Below are 15,510 nucleotides of genomic sequence, written 5' to 3'. Positions count from 1 at the left end.
TGGCATCGATAGCGTCCGGCTTCGGCGATTGAAGCTGGTTTACAAAAAAGAGGAAGAAAACAATGGCACCGAAAAAGAAGGTCACGGGTCTGATCAAGCTTCAGATCAAGGCCGGCGCCGCCAACCCCGCACCCCCCATCGGGCCTGCGCTGGGTCAGCACGGCGTTAACATCATGGAGTTCTGCAAGGCGTACAACGCTGCGACGGAAGACCAGCGCGGCAACGTCATTCCGGTTGAGATCACCGTGTACGAAGATCGTTCGTTCACGTTCATCCTGAAGACCCCGCCCGCAGCGGAGCTCATCAAGAAGGCAGCGGGAGTTGCCAAGGGTTCGGGTACGCCTCACACCGTCAAGGTTGCGAAGCTCACCAAAGCCCAGGTTCGCGAGATCGCTCAGATCAAGCTGGCCGACCTCAACGCCAACGATCTCGACGCTGCGTCGCTGATCATTGCCGGCACCGCCCGTTCCATGGGCATCACGGTCGAGGCGTAACTCTCGACTCGATCGGGCTCACCCCCGATCATCCGTTGGCCGCCGTCGGCGACCGACAGTGGGAGAGCCAGCCTGGCTCAACAACCACACTCTCCATCAGTTGAATTTAGGAGATTCACAATGGCACCCAAGTCAAAGGCATACCGGGCCGCCGCATCGAAAATCGATGAAGGCAAGCTCTACACCGCCGCCGAAGCCGTCGTTCTTGCAAAAGAGACCGGCTCGGCAAAGTTCGACAGCACCGTTGAGGTCGCCCTCAAGCTCGGTGTTGACCCCCGCAAGGCAGACCAGATGGTTCGCGGCACCGTGATTCTTCCCCACGGCACCGGCAAGACCGCCCGCGTCATCGTCTTCGCAACGGGCCCCGCGGCCGAGGCAGCAATCGCTGCCGGCGCCGACGAGGTCGGTGGCGACGAGCTGATCGAGAAGGTGGCCGCTGGCTACACCTCGTTCGACTCCGCCGTCTCGACTCCGGAGCTCATGGGTAAGGTCGGTCGTCTCGGAAAGGTACTCGGCCCGCGTGGCCTCATGCCCAACCCCAAGACCGGCACCGTCACCCCCGACGTGGCGAAGGCTGTCACCGAGATCAAGGGTGGAAAGATCGAATTCCGCGTCGACAAGCACTCCAACGTGCACTTCGTCGCCGGCAAGGTCAGCTTCACGCCCGACCAACTGCGCGAGAACGTCGGCGCTGCGCTCGACGAGATCGTTCGCCAGAAGCCGAGCTCCTCGAAGGGCCGCTACATCACCAAGGGCACCGTTTCGACGACCTTCGGTCCTGGCATCCCGGTCGATGTGAACGCACTGGCCTGAGCCAATTTGTTTTAGAAGCGGCACGCGCTTCTAAAACGTGAAGGGGTCCGCTTCGGCGGGCCCCTTCTTTCGTTTGAGGTCATCGCGGGAGCCGGATGGCGGGTGGGGCGGGTCGTAGGCTGGGTGGATGCCCGTTTCTTACCGCCAGGCCGGTTCTGATGATGCCGACCGTCTTGCCCTTGTTGCCGCCGCTACGTTTGCGCTTGCCTGCCCGCCGCACACGCCGGCTGCCGGAATCCAGCACTTCATTGTGACGAACCTCTCAGAGGAGGCGTTCACGGGGTATCTCGCCGACGACGCTCGAATGCTCTTCGTTGCCGAACTCGATGGACTGCCGGTCGGGTACACGATGGTCGTCATGGGTGAACCGGGCGACGCTGACGTTGCGGCGGCGCTGACCGTGCGTCCGACGGCGGAGCTGAGTAAGTGCTACGTAGTGTCAGGGCATCATGGCCTCGGCATTGCGGCAGAGCTGATGAAGGTGTCAGTCGAAGCGGCAGCGGCTCGCGGCGCATCCGGAATCTGGCTCGGCGTCAACAACGAGAACGCTCGGGCCAACCGCTTCTACGAGAAGAACGGCTTCGCGGTGGTCGGCTCCAAGACCTTTCTCGTCGGAACCTCGCTCGAAAACGACTTCGTGCGCGAGCGCCGCCTCTGACTCCTCTCCCTCTGACGGGGCGCGGGGTGCTGCGGGAGCGCGGCTAGATCTGGTCGGCCAGGCAGATGACGAGTTTGCCGCGGGTGTGGCCCTCTTCGATGCGGCGGTGGGCTTCGGCGGCATCGGCCAGATCGAAGACTTCGTCGACGTGCACGAGCACATCGCCCGAGTTGATCAGCCGGCTGATGACGGTGAGGGTGGAGGCGTCAGGGGAGACCTTGTAGGTGGTGGCGCGAAGACCGAGAGCATGGGCATCCGGAATCAGGGTCGGCCAGCTGCCGGTGGGCGCGTTCACGATGAGGCCGCCGGGGCGGAGTGTCTGAAGCGAGCGGGTGCCGGTGTCGTCGTGCACGTTTCCGATGAGGTCGATGACAACGTCGACGTTCGACACGGCGTCTTCGAACCGCGTCGAGGTGTAGTCGATGATCTCGGCCGCGCCGAGCTCACGCAGCCAGCTCGCGTTGCGTGGCGATGAGGTGGCGATGACATAGGCGCCGAAGTACGCCGCGAACTGCACGGCGAAGTGGCCCACCCCGCCGGCGGCTGCATGAATCAGGATGCGCTGGCCCTCGTGCGCCTTCGCCACGTCGACCACCATTCCCCAGGCGGTGAGGGCGGCGACCGGAACCGCTGCCGCCTCGATCAGCGACAGCCGACCGGGCTTCTTGCACACCTGAAGACTCGGAGCCGACACGTACTCGGCGTAGGAGCCCTGGCCGCGAGGGGCGCTCAGCATGCCGTACACCTCGTCACCCGGCTTCAGCGGGTGGCCTTCGTAGGGGCTCTCGATGACGATGCCGCTGAAGTCTTGCCCGACGATGTAGGGAAAGCTCGGGATGGCCGCGCTCACGCCGCGACCGGCGCGGGTCTTGGCGTCGAGAGGGTTCACTCCCGCGGCGGCGACTTTAACCAGAACCTCGGCATTGATGCGTTCGGGCAGTCGCACCGTGGAAACATGCAGAACCTCGGGCGACCCCGTGGCGTCGATGACGGCGGCCCGCATGCTGGTCGGGCGATCGATGGTTCCTGTGCTCTCCGCTTTCGGGTTCGACAAGTGACTCACTCCAGTCGTTTGCTGCGTCATCGGTAGCCTTCCTGGTGGTGGAATCAACCCCACAGGTGAATCGCGAGGTATCGAATGGGCGTAGCCCGTTAGGGGGCCCCACGACCTAAGTAAAGCGCGCTATTGATACAGAGATGTTACGAGGGTGTCACCTTGTTGCTAACAAACTTTGCTTGCTCAAGCTCGGTTTTTGTCGCGACAGCTGCAAATGGCGGTGCACCCCGAGTGGGGGGTGCACCGCCATTTGCCGATGGGTTGTTGTTGTGGTGTTTACTCTGGGGTCGGCCCTGATGTCGACGGCGGTTTCGGGCGTGATGCGGGTCGTGATTTCGACCTCGATCGAACGGTGACCAGCCCGGCACCGACGATCAACGCGGCAGCGGCCGCCAGGGGCCAATAGCTCAGGAGGTCGAGACCGGTGCTGGCCAGCTGGTGCCCTGAACTGATGCTGGTTGTTCCCAGCGAGTTGCTGCCGGTGCTGGCTGGGAGGGATGGCGAGCTACTGGGTACTCCAATGCCAGTACTGGTTCCAGTTCCCGAGCCAGGGTTGGGTGTGGCGGGCGGGGTCGTCGGCGGAGGCGTCGGTATTGAAGTGGAGGGGTTGACTTGGATGTTGTACTGCACGGCTGCCGGCGGGCGCTGCCCGTTTGTTGCCGTGACGGAAATACGCACGGGGTCGATGCTGTCGGGCGTGCCGGAGATCGTGGCAATGCCATCGAAGGTCAGCCACGATGGCAGGTTGCCCACGGTGAAGACGGGTGCTGGGGTTCCTTCGGCTGTGAATGTGAAGCTGTACGCGTCACCGACGCGAGCGGCCGGAGGGGCGGCCGAGGTGATGCGAGGCGGGAACGGCGCGGCGAGCGGGTCGGGGTCGATAAACCGAACGTCGTTCACATCGCCGGTCACGAAGAGGCGGTGCCCCACGGTGTCGAGCGCAAGGCCGCGCGGGTTCGAATCGGTTTCGAGCAACTCGAGGTTCGACCCCTGAGGATCTCTGCCGTCGAACTGGGCGAGGCGTAGACGAGTTCCCACGACGACGAAGACGTTATGGGTGAAGGGGTCGACGGTCACGCCCGTGGGTGCGGCGCCGAGAAGCAGTGTCGACACCGTGGGTACCGTGGCCGTGCTGTCGAAGTAGTTCACGCTGCCGTCGAACGAGTCGGTCACGAAGACGCGGCCGGTTCCCGGGTCGACGGCGATACCTCTCGCGTCAGGCAGTCCCGTGACCGTGGTGAGGGTAGGAACGGCCGCCGTCTCGTCGAATGAGATGACCGAGTCGGTTCCCGCCGTGACGTACACGGTGTGTGTTGCCGGGTCGACGGTGACATAGCGTGGAATTGCTGGCAGCGCGACAGTTCGGTAGGTGGGAGTGTCGAGCGAGCCGTCGAAGAGAGAGATGGTTCTGTTCAGTGTGGTGCTGACGATCACCGTGTGCGTTACTGAGTCGACCGCGATATCGGCGGGCTTCTGGTCGACCGAGACGGGGGTCGCTCCGGCGGTGAGCGCGTCTTCGCGAAGCATCGAGACACTGTTGTTGTCGCGAATCACGTACACCTTGTGATTCGATGAGTCGACGGCGATCGCACCGAGGTTCGTTCCGAGCCCAGAGATCGTTTGGCTCGTCTTCGAGCTGTCGTCTCCGTCGAACGTCGACAGCGTGTTGTCGCCCGAATTCACCGAGAAACCTACGCGCGAGACGGAGTCGAAGGCGACTCCCATGGGCATCGGCCCGACTGTGACGCCTGCGTAGGCCTCAGCCGCCCCGGCCGTCAGCAGCACGGCGGCCATGACAAGACCGACGGTACTGACGCCGGCGGCGGCGGAGCGTAAGGCGAGAGAAGTTCGACGAACTGACATTATGCGAGACTATCTCATGAGCGAGGTAACCTCAACTGATGTCTGACCGTTCGTCGGTGGTACCCCGGCCGTATCCCAGTACCTCAGCGGCGCTGCATCAGGGTCAGCAGCTGGTCGGCGAGCTGAACGAGCAGCGCGATCTCGTTCTCATCGCGGTCGACCCAGCGGCACTCGGGCTCGGCGGCGACGGGCACAAAGGCGCTGTGCTGCTCCCACACCACCAGCGTGCGCTCGGCCCCGAGTACGTACTGCTGCCACCAGACCTGGCGCAGGTAGTGGCGGGGAATCGACTTCCACGCCTTGTTGGTGGTCTTGATCTCGGCCAGCTCGGTGTCGCCGGCGGCCGTGACGGCGATGCCGTCGGGGGTGGCGAGGTGCAGCGGCCGACCGTGAGCGTGAAAGAGTGTGGTGCTCGGTGCGATGCCGTAGTGCCGCAGAACCCACGCTGCGATCTCGGGCTCGCGAATCTTGCCGTGGTCGGTGTAAGCGTTGCCACCGAAGTTGTTGCCATTGATCTTGTCGTACGCGGCGTTCTCGACCGACCGCTGCGTAGTGAGGCGAGCAGCGTCGGTGGCGGTCACGCCGCGACTGCGGGCGCGGATCCAGGCGACCCGGTCGGTCGAGTCGGCCACGATGCGCGAGAGGTGTGCGGGAGGCCGGGTAGAAGGCGCCTCGGCTACGGCCTGCTCCTCTTCCCACGGGAAGGTCAGAGTCAAGGCGGTGGTCACGGTTTCATTCTCCTCCGGTTTCGGTGACAGACTTGTACCAACACGTCTGTGAAACGACTCAACGAGGAGCATCATGCGCATTGCAGTAACCGGTGGATCAGGCAAGCTGGGCAGCACGGTGGTCAGCTACCTCCGTGACGCCGGCCACGAGGTGTTCAGCCTCGACCAGACGGGCGGCCGTGAATACGGCGAAGTGCGAGTGAACTTCACGAACTACGGCGAGACAGTGGATGCCCTGATGGGCGTCAACGACCGGTACGACTCTCTGGATGCCCTGGTGCACCTGGCCGCGATACCGGCGCCGAGCATCCTGAGTGATGTGGCGACGTTCGACAACAACATGCTCTCGACGTTCCACGTGTTGCAGGCGGCGAAACGGGCAGGCATCAAGAACATCGTGACGGCCTCGAGTGAGACCGTGCTCGGGTTGCCGTTCGACGTTTCGCCGCCCTACATCCCGGTGGACGAGGAGTACCCGGCCCGCCCCGAGAGCGTCTACTCGCTCACAAAAGTGCTCGAGGAACAGCTTGAGATCGAGCTGACCCGGTGGGATCCGGAGCTGAAGATCGTGGCGCTACGGTTCTCGAATGTCATGTATCCCGAGGACTACGTCGAATTCCCCAGCTTCGACGCAGACGCCCGCTCACGCAAATGGAATCTGTGGGGCTACATCGACTCCCGCGACGGCGCTCATGCAGTGCTGAAGGCACTCGAATGGCAGGGTAAGGGCTTCGAACGGTTCATCATCGCGGCAGCCGACACCGTCATGTCGCGCCCGAACGCCGAACTCATCGCCGAGGTCTTCCCCGACACGCCCGTGCGCGGCGAGCTCACCGACCACGAGACGCTGCTGTCGATCAGCAAGGCACGCCGCGTGCTCGGCTACGACCCGCAGCACTCCTGGCGCGACACCGTAACCCCCTAGACCTCGCGCACCTTGCCGGCCTTGATGTGCAGGCGCCGCCCGGCCCGCCGGGCCACGGCGGTGTCGTGCGTCACGATGATGAGCGTGAGGCCCTGCTCTCGCCAGAACCCTTCGAGCAGCTCCATGATCTCGTCGCGGGTCTCCTCGTCGAGGCTTCCGGTGGGCTCGTCGGCCAACAGCACCTCGGGGCGCTTGACGAGCGCACGGGCGATCGCAACACGCTGCTGCTGCCCGCCCGAGAGCTCGGCAGGCAGGTGCGTGAAGCGGTCGGAGAGCCCGACCGAGGCCAGGGCATCCCGAGCCCGTGTACGGCGTTCAGAGCCCGACACCCCGAGCGGTGCGAGTGCCGTCTCGACGTTCTCTTCGGCCGTCAGCGTGGGAATCAGGTTGAATCCCTGAAACACGAACCCGATCTCTTTCGCCCGAATCTCGGCCAGCTTGTGGTCGCCGAGCTTCGACAGCATCGAGGCACCCAGCGTCACGTCGCCGGAGGTGGGCCGGTCGAGCGCGCCGAGCATCTGCAGCAGTGTCGACTTGCCACCGCCGGTCGGGCCCTGAATGGCAACCATCTCGCCGTCTTGAATGGTGAGAGTCACATCGTCGAGCGCCGTCACCTTACGTTTGGTGGCGTTGTAGGTCTTGGTCACATTGGTCAGTTGGTACATGGATGATCTCCTCGAGGTCATTCGTCAGAAAAAGGTGTCTGGCAGGCGGTGGAGCCCAGGGCTAGCCCACCGAACGCAGCGCCTCAGCCGGGCGCAGCCGAGCGGCCCGCCACCCACCGAATGCGCCCGCGAGCAGTCCGCCGAGAATGGCGAGCCCCACAGCGATCAGAACGATCTCGATCGTGAACGGCGCGTGCAGCGTGACCGTCGTCGCGGCCTGCTGGGCAGCGGCACCGAAGCCGCCACCGCCCGCTGCGCGCTGACCGAAACCGCCGCCTTCGCCGCCGGGGGTCGTACCGCCACCGGCTGCCGCACCTGCGGCCCGTCGTGCCGCCCCACCCACGCCGCCGGCGGTCGAGGCAGACCCGCTCAGCGTCGGCGAGATGATGTTCACCACGACGATGCCGGCGATGCCGACTGCGATACCGATCACTCCACCGATGAGACCCTGCACCACAGATTCGCCGGCGACCTGGCCGACGATGCGCCGGTTGCTCCAGCCGATGGCTTTCAGTGTGCCGAATTCACGGGTACGCCGGGTGACGCCCGAGATGGTGAAGAGAATGGCGATGAGGAACGCCGCAGCCAGCACGAGGATCGAGAGCCAGGTACCGAGGTTCGAAACGAGCGTCGACGCGGTCGAGAGTGACCCGGAGACCGTCGCAGCGAGGTCGGCCTGCGTGTCGACCGTGGCCGTCGGCAGAGCCGCCTTGAGGGTGGTCTGCAGCTGGTCGACAGCGCTCGACGATGAGGCCTGAACGTAGATGTTGCTGATCTTGCCGGTGTTGGTCGAGAGAGTCTGCGCCACGTCGAGCGGGATGTAGACGTTTGCTGCCGTCGCCGAGTCGGAGCCAGACGAGCTCACGGTACCGACGATGGTGAAGGTCGTGCCGGCGATGGCGATGGTGCCGCCGGTGGCGAGTGAGGCCGAGGTGGCGTAGTTCGCGTCGAGCACAGCGTTGTCGGTTCCGGCATCGGCTGCACTCAGCAGGCGCCCGTCGGCGAGGGTGACGGCCGAGAGCGGGCCGACGGAGTCGCCAGAGGGGTCAAGGCCCAGCACACTGAAGCGGTTGAGGTTGAACGCACTGCCGCCGGCGCCGTCTGCGCCGCCCGTGGGTGCGGCGGTCGAAGGTGCGGCGCCGCCGGTGCGGGTACCGCCGGTTCCGGATGCTCCGGTGCCCCGTTGCGGAATCTGACCGCTGAACGTGACGTTCTCAAGTGACAGTGTTCCGGTGGCGGCCGCGACGCCGCTGACGGCCTGAACGGTCGCGAGCTGGGTGGCATCGAACACCGTCTGCGTGGGGGTACTCGTCAGGCGCGACTGACTGAGGTTCGTGGTGCCCCCGGTGCTCGCACCGTCACCGGAGCCGAAGGCGAAGCCCTGCTGGCCGCCACCGGTCGCGCCGGCCGTGGGCGGGGTGGCGGCTTGGCTGATGGTGATGTCTGTGCCGACGCCATACACCGACTGCAGAACGGAGGCCTGAGCGTTCTGCACTCCGGCAGAGAACGAATTGACCAGAATGACGAGGCCAATGGCCAGCGCCATTCCTATGGAGATGATGATCGTCTGCTTGCGCCGATTCAGAAGCTCTCGCCGCAGATACGTACCGAACAAGGGAGGCTCCTTCGAAGCTGTGAATAGTAGTGAACGGCGTCACGCTAGAAGCGATGCTTATCGGGAGCCAGAGAAATTCCTATGAATCAGCTGAGCCTGAAGGATTACTCACCCGCGCGCACAGCCGAACTCACAGGTGCGACCTAGGGGGCTCATAGACTGGTCATAGAAACATTCGGATACTTGGGGGTGTGACCATAGACAATTCGAGGCTCCCTTCCAGTTCGACCGCTGCCCGCCCGCGCCTCTCCCGCGCCGACGGTTCACCGGTTCGCGCACTCGTCGTCGACGACGAGCCCACCCTCACCGACCTGCTCTCAATGGCACTGCGCTACGAGGGCTGGGAGGTGAAGACGGCCAGCGAGGGCCGCACGGCCGTCACCCTCGCCCGCGAGTTTCGCCCCGACGTCATCGTTCTCGACGTGATGCTGCCCGACATCGATGGTCTGCAGGTTCTGTCGAGGGTTCGCGCCGACGGCCAGGAGACACCGGTTCTCTTTCTCACCGCCAAAGACGCGCTCGACGACCGCATCGCCGGGCTCACGGCGGGCGGCGACGACTACGTCACCAAGCCGTTCAGCCTCGAAGAGCTGGTGGCGCGCCTGCGGGGCCTGCTTCGGCGCTCCACGGTTCTCGTCACCGACGCGGTCGACCCCGAGGTTGTCGTGGGAGACCTTGTTCTGAACGAAGACAGCCACGAAGTGCACCGCGGCGACGACTCCATTGAGCTGACCGCCACCGAATTCGAGCTGCTGCGATTTCTCATGCGCAACCCCCGCCGGGTGCTCAGCAAGGCCCAGATCCTCGACCGTGTGTGGAGCTACGACTTCGGCGGCCGTTCGAGCGTGGTTGAGATCTACATCTCGTACCTCCGCAAGAAGATCGACGCCGGGCGCGCGCCCATGATCCACACGGTTCGCGGTGCCGGCTACATGCTGAAGACCGCCCCGTGACCCTTCGCCGCCGCCTCATTCTCAGCGTCGCCGTACTGATCGCTCTGCTCGGCCTCACCATCGGCCTTGTCAGTACTCTTGCGCTGAACGGTGTGCTGGTGAGCCGGCTGGATGCCCAGCTTCCCGGTAGCCGTGCCCAGAGCGGCTCGACCAGCGTTCCCCCTCCGGGCACGTACAGCCTTCAGCTGCGGGGCGGCGACGCCACCACCTTTCTCGACCGCCAGCCCACGGGCACTGTGGGTGCCATCATCTCGGGCGGTCAACTCATCTACTCCGGGGCGGTCGTGGCCAATACCGACACCTCCTCGCTGACCAACGAGATCGCCGCTCTCTCGGCCAGCCAGGCCGGTCAACTGCAGGCGCTGCCCACCGGCAAGGCGCCCGTGACCGTCGACCTCGGCGGGTCGCTCGGCCAGTACCGCGTCGTCTCGCTGGTGACCACGAGCGGTGACACTGCCGTCATTGGCCTTTCGCTCGCCTCGGTGCAGAACACCGTGGGCCAGCAGATCATCGTCACGCTGATTGTCACGGTGCTGGGGCTGATTGTGGCCGTGTTCATCGGTGGTCTGATCATCCGGTACTCGCTGCGGCCCCTGCAGCGAGTGGCCGACACGGCCGAACACGTGGCAGAACTGCCGCTCGATCGCGGTGAGGTGGCGCTCGCAGTGCGGGTGCCCGAGAGCGACACCAACCCCAACACAGAGGTGGGGCGGGTCGGATCTGCGCTCAATCGCATGCTGGAGCACGTCGCATCGGCGCTCACGTCGCGCCAGCAGAGCGAAGACAAGGTGCGCCAGTTCGTCGCCGATGCCAGCCACGAACTGCGCACTCCGCTGGCCTCGATTCGCGGCTACGCCGAACTCACCCGCCGGCAAGACCATCAGCTGCCCGACGACGTGACCCACTCGCTCACCCGCATCGAGTCGGAGGCCAAGCGCATGACCTCGCTGGTCGAAGACCTGCTGCTGCTGGCCCGGCTCGACTCCCGGCCCGATGTCGCGCACGACACCGTCGACCTCACACTCACGCTGGTCGACGCCGTCAGTGACGCCCACGCCGCCGGCCGCGACCACGACTGGATTCTCGACCTGCCGGAAGAGCCGATCGAGATCGAGGGTGACGGCCCCCGGCTGTACCAGATCACCACGAACCTGCTGGCGAACGCCCGACTGCACACGCCTCCGGGCACGCATGTGACAGCCGGTCTGGCCGAAGAAGTCGTCGACGGGGTGACGTACGCCGTCATCAGCGTCACCGATGACGGGCCCGGAATCGACGCAGAGATTCTGCCGACCCTGTTCGAGCGGTTCGTGCGCGGTGACGTGTCGCGCTCGCGGCACGCCGGCAGCACGGGCCTCGGGCTCGCCATCGTGTACGCCGTGGCTGAAGCACACGGCGGAACCGTGACGGTCGAAAGCGTGCCGGGCAACACCGTCTTCCGGGTGCTGCTGCCCGTCGTGTGGCGCGGCGCGGCGGCGTGACCGCGGCGAATAAATCGGGCGCATCGGGGGTTGCACAAGACATGGTCACAGACGTTCAGCACACCCCGACCCAGCTCGCCGCCTTTCGCGAGGCCCGCCGCCGTTACGTCACGAGCCCGCAGGGCAACCTCTCTCTCGTGAACACCGAGTGGATCACCGGAGACCCCGCCACCGGCCAGACCTCGTACGGTGTCGCGGGCACCTGGTTTCCGCTGCCGGCAGGCGAGTCGGGCCTGCGACTCGAAGCCGCCGCGGCCGATGGCCTGAGTGTCGACGGAGTGCCCGTCGACGGCAGCGTGGTGGTGCGGGGCAAAGACTCCGACCGGCCCTCCGAGGTTCGGTTCGGCGACACCGTCACGGGGTACGTCGTCGCCAGCGAAGAGGGCACCTATGCCCTGCGGGTGTGGGATGCCTGCTCTGACGCCAACCGCGACTTCGGCCGTATCGACGCCTTCGACTTCGACCCCTCGTGGGTGGTCGAGGCGCAGTTCACTCCCATTCAGGGTGGCCGCGCCATCGGAATCGAGCACCTCAAAGACGGCGGCAAGACCCGCGAGCGCGTCGTGCCCGCCGAGATCACCTTCACGAAAGACGGAGCCGACGTGAGCCTGGCGGCCTTTCAGGATGACGGTGGCCTGCTGCTCGTCTTCTCCGACGCCACCAGCGGCGACTCCACCTACGGGGTGGGCCGCTTCATGCGGGTTGTGCCCGACGCCGACGGCACCATCACGCTCGACTTCAACCGCGCCTATCTGCCCCCGTGCGCTTTCTCGTATCACTTCAATTGCCCCATGCCGCCCGCGCAGAACCGCCTCTCGTTCCCGGTGGAGGCCGGGGAGAAGAACGTGCTCAATGCGCAGGGCGCACTGCTGCACTGAGATTCACGACAGAATGGGCGGTGTGAGTTTTTCTCCGAACGACATCGCCCGGCCCATTCTGAGTCAGCAGTGGCGCAACGTGACGTTTCTGCACTGGCGCATCGACACGGCCGACGCGGCGTCGCTCATGCCGCCCGGTGTGGTGCCCGACGAGTTCGACGGCAGTTCGTGGGTGGGGCTCATCCCGTTCACGCTCCGCAACACCCGGTTCGGGCCCTCTCCCGCTCTGCCGTTCTACGGAACCTTCCATGAGACCAACGTGCGCCTCTACGCCCGCGACGCCGAAGGGCGAAAGGGTGTCGTCTTTCTCTCGCTCGAAGCCGAACGCCTCGCTGCGGTGGCCGCGGCCAGGGCGGCGTTCGCCCTGCCCTATATCTGGTCGCACATGCGGGTGCGAAGAACCGCGGGCACGCTGGTCTACACCTCCCGCAGACACTCGAGCCCGCGCGGTTCGGTCGACTCGGCGATTTCGGTGCGCCCCGGCGAACGCATCGAGCATCCGGATGCCCTGGCCGACTTTCTCACGGCACGCTGGGCCCTTTTCAGCCGCCAGTTCGGCCGCACCGTCTACATGCCGAACAAGCACCAGCCGTGGCCGCTTCAGAAGGCAGAACTGCTCGACTTCTCTGACACACTGCTCTCGCGGGCCGGCCTGCCTGGCGTCGCCAACCGCCCGCCTGACTCGATTCTGTTCTCGCCGGGTGTCGACACCGTGTTCGGTTCTCCGCAGAAGTTGCACCTGCCCCGGTAATCGGTTATTGTGAATGAAGCCAAAGACCGCTGGTTATCGTTGTGCCTGAATCTGTTTCGATGGGTTCGGGTGTGATGGTCGAAGTTTCGCTCTAGCGAAAGCCCGCGCAGGTGTTCGAAGCCTTGCGTTTTTCTCAAGCTCCGCACTCCTGTGTGGAGCTTTTTTTAGTTGCGTCTCTGGGGCTGCCAGCACAACTTATCCAAGGAGCGCCATGGCGAACAAAGAAGCCACGGTAGCCGAGCTCTCGAACCTGTTCGAAACCTCGACTGCTGTACTGCTTACTGAGTACCGCGGTCTCACTGTGTCGCAGCTGACAAGCTTGCGTCGTTCCATCAGTGAGCACGCCACGTACGCCGTGGTAAAGAACACGCTGACCAAAATTGCGGCAAACCAGGCTGGTATTTCGTCATTCGACGAAGAGCTGGTCGGCCCGTCTGCACTCGCATTCGTTCACGGTGACCCCGTGGCCGTTGCAAAGGCCCTGCGCGACTTTGCCAAGGCAAACCCTCTTCTGACGGTGAAGGGCGGTTACTTTGACGGTAAGCCGCTGACCGCCGAAGAGGTAAACAAGCTCGCCGACCTCGAAAGCCGGGAGGTGTTGCTGGCGAAGTTCGCCGGTGCCGCCAAGGCCTCGCTGTTCGGTGTCGCATACCTGTTCAACGCACCGCTCTCGAAGGCTGTTCGCACCGTCGAAGCACTGCGTGAAAAGCAAACCCAAGAAGGAGATAAATAATGGCAAAGCTGTCACAAGACGAGCTCATTGAAGCATTCAAGGAGCTCACGCTCATCGAGCTCAGCGAGTTCGTGAAGAAGTTCGAAGAGGTCTTCGAGGTCACCGCTGCGGCTCCCGTCGCCGCTGCCGGTGCCGCTGGCCCCGCCGCTCCCGTCGACGAGGTCGAAGAGAAGACGTCGTTCGACGTCATCCTCGAGGCCGCTGGCGAGAAGAAGATCCAGGTCATCAAGGAGGTGCGTTCGATCACCAGCCTCGGCCTCGGTGAGGCGAAGGCACTCGTCGATGGAGCCCCGAAGCCCGTTCTCGAAGGCGTCAACAAGGAAGCTGCCGACAAGGCAGCCGCTCAGCTGCAGGAAGCCGGCGCGACGGTTACCATCAAGTAATCTCGTTCCACTTCGAAGAGGTGCCCTTCGCATTCGTGCGGCGGGCACCTCTTTTTTGTGCTCTGGTGTTTTTCAGTACAAAGGTGTGAGCATCACTCATTAATCGAGTAAGATTCAGTTTTGGCGGTTCAACAGAGCCGCCGTAGCTCGATGAGGAGTCACACAGTGCACGTATCAAAAATGTTCGTCGGCGTCGCCGGCATCGCCATCGTGGGGGCCGCGCTGACCGGATGCACGGCGGGTTCGACCACGGGTTCGAGTACGGGTGGCGCCAGCAGCGACGCCACCCTGTCGTCGCGCGGGCCCATCACGTATGTACAGGGCAAAGACAACAACAACGTCGTGCGCCCGCTGATCGACAAGTGGAATGCCGCGCATCCCGACCAGGTGGTCACGTTCAAAGAGCAGAGCGACCAGGCCGACCAGCAACACGACGACCTCGTGCAGCACTTCCAGGCCAAAGACCAGAACTACGACGTCGTCGACGTCGATGTTGTGTGGACGGCGGAGTTCGCCGCCAAAGGCTGGCTGCAGCCGCTCACCGACACCATGGCCATCGACACGTCGGGGCTCATGAAGCCCACCGTGGTGAGCGCCACCTACAACAAGACCCTGTTCGCGGCCCCGCAGACCTCCGACGGCGGCATGCTGTACTACCGCAAAGACCTCGTGCCCACCCCGCCGAAGACGTGGGACGAGATGATGAAAGACTGCGACATCGCCAAGACCGCGGGCATCGACTGCTACGCCGGCCAGTTCGCCGACTACGAGGGCCTCACGGTGAACGTGTCTGAGGCCATCAACACCGCCGGTGGCTCGATCGTCGCCGCCGACGGAAAGACGCCCACGCTCAACACGCCGCAGGCAAAAGCCGGCCTCACGAAGCTGGTCGCGGCGTATGCGAACGGCAACATTCCGAAAGACGCCATCACGTATCAAGAAGAGCAGGGTCGCACCGCGTTCGAGGCGGGCAAACTGCTCTTCATGCGCAACTGGCCCTACGTCTACAGCCTCGCCTCGACCGACGGCAGCTCGACGGTGAAGAGCACGTTCGGCGTCGCCCCGCTGCCCGGCGACACCGGTACCGGCGCTTCGACGCTCGGCGGCCACAACGCCGCCATCAGCGTGTACTCGCAGCACAAGGCCACGGCGCACGACTTCCTCACCTTCCTCGAGAGCGCAGAGACGCAGAAGTTCTTCGTGACGCAGGCGTCGAATGCCCCTGTGTTGAGCTCGGTCTACGACGATGCGAGCCTGCAGGCTCAGTTTCCCTACCTCGCCACGCTCAAGACGTCGATCGACAGCGCGGTACCGCGCCCGGTGACGCCGTTCTACCCCGCCGTGACGAAGGCTGTCGAGACGAACGCCTATGCGGCGATCAAGGGTGACAAGACTGTCGACCAGGCGCTGGCCGACATGCAGACGGCCATCGAGACGGCCAGCTCGGGCAACTAGCCGAGCAGAGCAGGGTGGGGTTGGGGCGTTGTGGTGGCGCCCCCACCCTCCCCGGAGG

At 64.6% G+C, this 15,510-nt stretch carries 16 protein-coding genes; 11 read left to right on the top strand and 5 right to left on the bottom strand.

Annotated features, from left to right (window positions below):
* Window positions 1–62 precede the first annotated feature (62 nt).
* The 3 genes from rplK to D4765_RS05115 all read left to right on the top strand — a co-directional run bounded on the left by rplK (window position 63) and on the right by D4765_RS05115 (window position 1,965).
* Window positions 63–494: a 50S ribosomal protein L11 gene (gene rplK, locus D4765_RS05125; RefSeq protein WP_136641187.1), complete on the top strand. Its 432-nt coding sequence runs from the start codon at window positions 63–65 to the stop codon at window positions 492–494.
* A gap of 120 nt (window positions 495–614) precedes the next feature.
* Complete coding sequence (rplA, locus tag D4765_RS05120; protein WP_136641186.1) at window positions 615–1,307, top strand: 50S ribosomal protein L1; 693 nt, start codon at window positions 615–617, stop codon at window positions 1,305–1,307.
* Between the two features lie 127 nt (window positions 1,308–1,434).
* The gene (locus D4765_RS05115) at window positions 1,435–1,965 is read left to right on the top strand and encodes a GNAT family N-acetyltransferase (protein ID WP_136641185.1); all 531 of its coding nucleotides are present in this window, start codon (window positions 1,435–1,437) and stop codon (window positions 1,963–1,965) included.
* Window positions 1,966–2,008: 43 nt separating this feature from the next.
* Here D4765_RS05115 and D4765_RS05110 read toward each other — a convergent pair whose 3' ends face one another.
* The 3 genes from D4765_RS05110 to D4765_RS05100 form a co-directional block, all read right to left on the bottom strand.
* Window positions 2,009–2,968, bottom strand: a complete 960-nt coding sequence (locus D4765_RS05110; RefSeq protein WP_136641318.1) for an NADP-dependent oxidoreductase — start codon at window positions 2,966–2,968, stop codon at window positions 2,009–2,011.
* Between the two features lie 330 nt (window positions 2,969–3,298).
* On the bottom strand, window positions 3,299–4,885 hold the full coding sequence (locus D4765_RS05105; protein WP_136641184.1) for a hypothetical protein: 1,587 nt from the start codon (window positions 4,883–4,885) through the stop codon (window positions 3,299–3,301).
* Window positions 4,886–4,968: 83 nt separating this feature from the next.
* Window positions 4,969–5,595: a YqaJ viral recombinase family protein gene (locus D4765_RS05100; RefSeq protein ID WP_420824525.1), complete on the bottom strand. Its 627-nt coding sequence runs from the start codon at window positions 5,593–5,595 to the stop codon at window positions 4,969–4,971.
* A gap of 91 nt (window positions 5,596–5,686) precedes the next feature.
* Between D4765_RS05100 and D4765_RS05095 the strand changes: the two genes are divergently transcribed.
* Window positions 5,687–6,538 (top strand): NAD-dependent epimerase/dehydratase family protein, encoded by an 852-nt coding sequence (locus tag D4765_RS05095; protein WP_136641183.1) that lies wholly within the window; start codon window positions 5,687–5,689, stop codon window positions 6,536–6,538.
* On the opposite strand, the gene D4765_RS05090 is transcribed toward D4765_RS05095, so the two are convergent.
* Together D4765_RS05090 and D4765_RS05085 are read right to left on the bottom strand one after the other, a co-directional pair.
* On the bottom strand, window positions 6,535–7,203 hold the full coding sequence (locus D4765_RS05090; protein WP_136641182.1) for an ABC transporter ATP-binding protein: 669 nt from the start codon (window positions 7,201–7,203) through the stop codon (window positions 6,535–6,537). The genes D4765_RS05095 and D4765_RS05090 overlap by 4 nt on opposite strands.
* Before the next feature lie 61 nt (window positions 7,204–7,264).
* Window positions 7,265–8,818, bottom strand: coding sequence for an ABC transporter permease (locus D4765_RS05085; protein WP_136641181.1), 1,554 nt, complete (start codon window positions 8,816–8,818; stop codon window positions 7,265–7,267).
* 191 nt (window positions 8,819–9,009) lie between these two features.
* On the opposite strand from D4765_RS05085, the gene D4765_RS05080 reads away from it, so the two are divergent.
* The 7 genes from D4765_RS05080 to D4765_RS05050 all read left to right on the top strand — a co-directional run bounded on the left by D4765_RS05080 (window position 9,010) and on the right by D4765_RS05050 (window position 15,452).
* Window positions 9,010–9,771 (top strand): response regulator transcription factor, encoded by a 762-nt coding sequence (locus tag D4765_RS05080; protein ID WP_136641180.1) that lies wholly within the window; start codon window positions 9,010–9,012, stop codon window positions 9,769–9,771.
* A complete protein-coding gene (locus D4765_RS05075) occupies window positions 9,768–11,252 on the top strand; it encodes a sensor histidine kinase (protein WP_136641179.1) in 1,485 nt (494 codons plus the stop codon). Before D4765_RS05080 ends, D4765_RS05075 begins: the two co-directional genes overlap by 4 nt.
* Window positions 11,249–12,130, top strand: a complete 882-nt coding sequence (locus D4765_RS05070; protein ID WP_237280273.1) for a DUF1684 domain-containing protein — start codon at window positions 11,249–11,251, stop codon at window positions 12,128–12,130. Before D4765_RS05075 ends, D4765_RS05070 begins: the two co-directional genes overlap by 4 nt.
* Before the next feature lie 22 nt (window positions 12,131–12,152).
* Window positions 12,153–12,881 carry a YqjF family protein gene (locus tag D4765_RS05065; protein WP_237280272.1) on the top strand — a complete coding sequence of 243 codons (729 nt, stop codon included), beginning with the start codon at window positions 12,153–12,155 and terminating at the stop codon, window positions 12,879–12,881.
* Between the two features lie 211 nt (window positions 12,882–13,092).
* Window positions 13,093–13,614, top strand: coding sequence for a 50S ribosomal protein L10 (rplJ, locus tag D4765_RS05060; RefSeq protein ID WP_136641176.1), 522 nt, complete (start codon window positions 13,093–13,095; stop codon window positions 13,612–13,614).
* A complete protein-coding gene (gene rplL / locus D4765_RS05055; protein ID WP_136641175.1) occupies window positions 13,614–13,997 on the top strand; it encodes a 50S ribosomal protein L7/L12 in 384 nt (127 codons plus the stop codon). The genes rplJ and rplL overlap by 1 nt, the downstream gene beginning before the upstream one ends.
* 165 nt (window positions 13,998–14,162) lie before the next feature.
* Window positions 14,163–15,452 carry an ABC transporter substrate-binding protein gene (locus D4765_RS05050; protein WP_237280271.1) on the top strand — a complete coding sequence of 430 codons (1,290 nt, stop codon included), beginning with the start codon at window positions 14,163–14,165 and terminating at the stop codon, window positions 15,450–15,452.
* The last annotated feature ends 58 nt before the right edge of the window (window positions 15,453–15,510 follow it).

This window comes from Subtercola vilae, from assembly GCF_004923255.1.
Classification (GTDB): Bacteria; Actinomycetota; Actinomycetes; order Actinomycetales; family Microbacteriaceae; genus Subtercola; species Subtercola vilae.
The sequence above is the reverse complement of the archived record's forward strand: the minus strand, read 5'-3'. Positions and strand labels throughout refer to the sequence as shown.

Bases quoted from the DNA above. Each gene is read 5' to 3' on its own strand.
- rplK (WP_136641187.1), top strand. From the start codon at position 63: ATGGCACCGAAAAAGAAGGTCACGGGTCTGATCAAGCTTCAGATCAAG.
- rplA (WP_136641186.1), top strand. From the start codon at position 615: ATGGCACCCAAGTCAAAGGCATACCGGGCCGCCGCATCGAAAATCGAT.
- D4765_RS05115 (WP_136641185.1), top strand. From the start codon at position 1,435: ATGCCCGTTTCTTACCGCCAGGCCGGTTCTGATGATGCCGACCGTCTT.
- D4765_RS05110 (WP_136641318.1), bottom strand. From the start codon at position 2,968: ATGCGGGCCGCCGTCATCGACGCCACGGGGTCGCCCGAGGTTCTGCAT.
- D4765_RS05105 (WP_136641184.1), bottom strand. From the start codon at position 4,885: ATGTCAGTTCGTCGAACTTCTCTCGCCTTACGCTCCGCCGCCGCCGGC.
- D4765_RS05095 (WP_136641183.1), top strand. From the start codon at position 5,687: ATGCGCATTGCAGTAACCGGTGGATCAGGCAAGCTGGGCAGCACGGTG.
- D4765_RS05090 (WP_136641182.1), bottom strand. From the start codon at position 7,203: ATGTACCAACTGACCAATGTGACCAAGACCTACAACGCCACCAAACGT.
- rplJ (WP_136641176.1), top strand. From the start codon at position 13,093: ATGGCGAACAAAGAAGCCACGGTAGCCGAGCTCTCGAACCTGTTCGAA.
- rplL (WP_136641175.1), top strand. From the start codon at position 13,614: ATGGCAAAGCTGTCACAAGACGAGCTCATTGAAGCATTCAAGGAGCTC.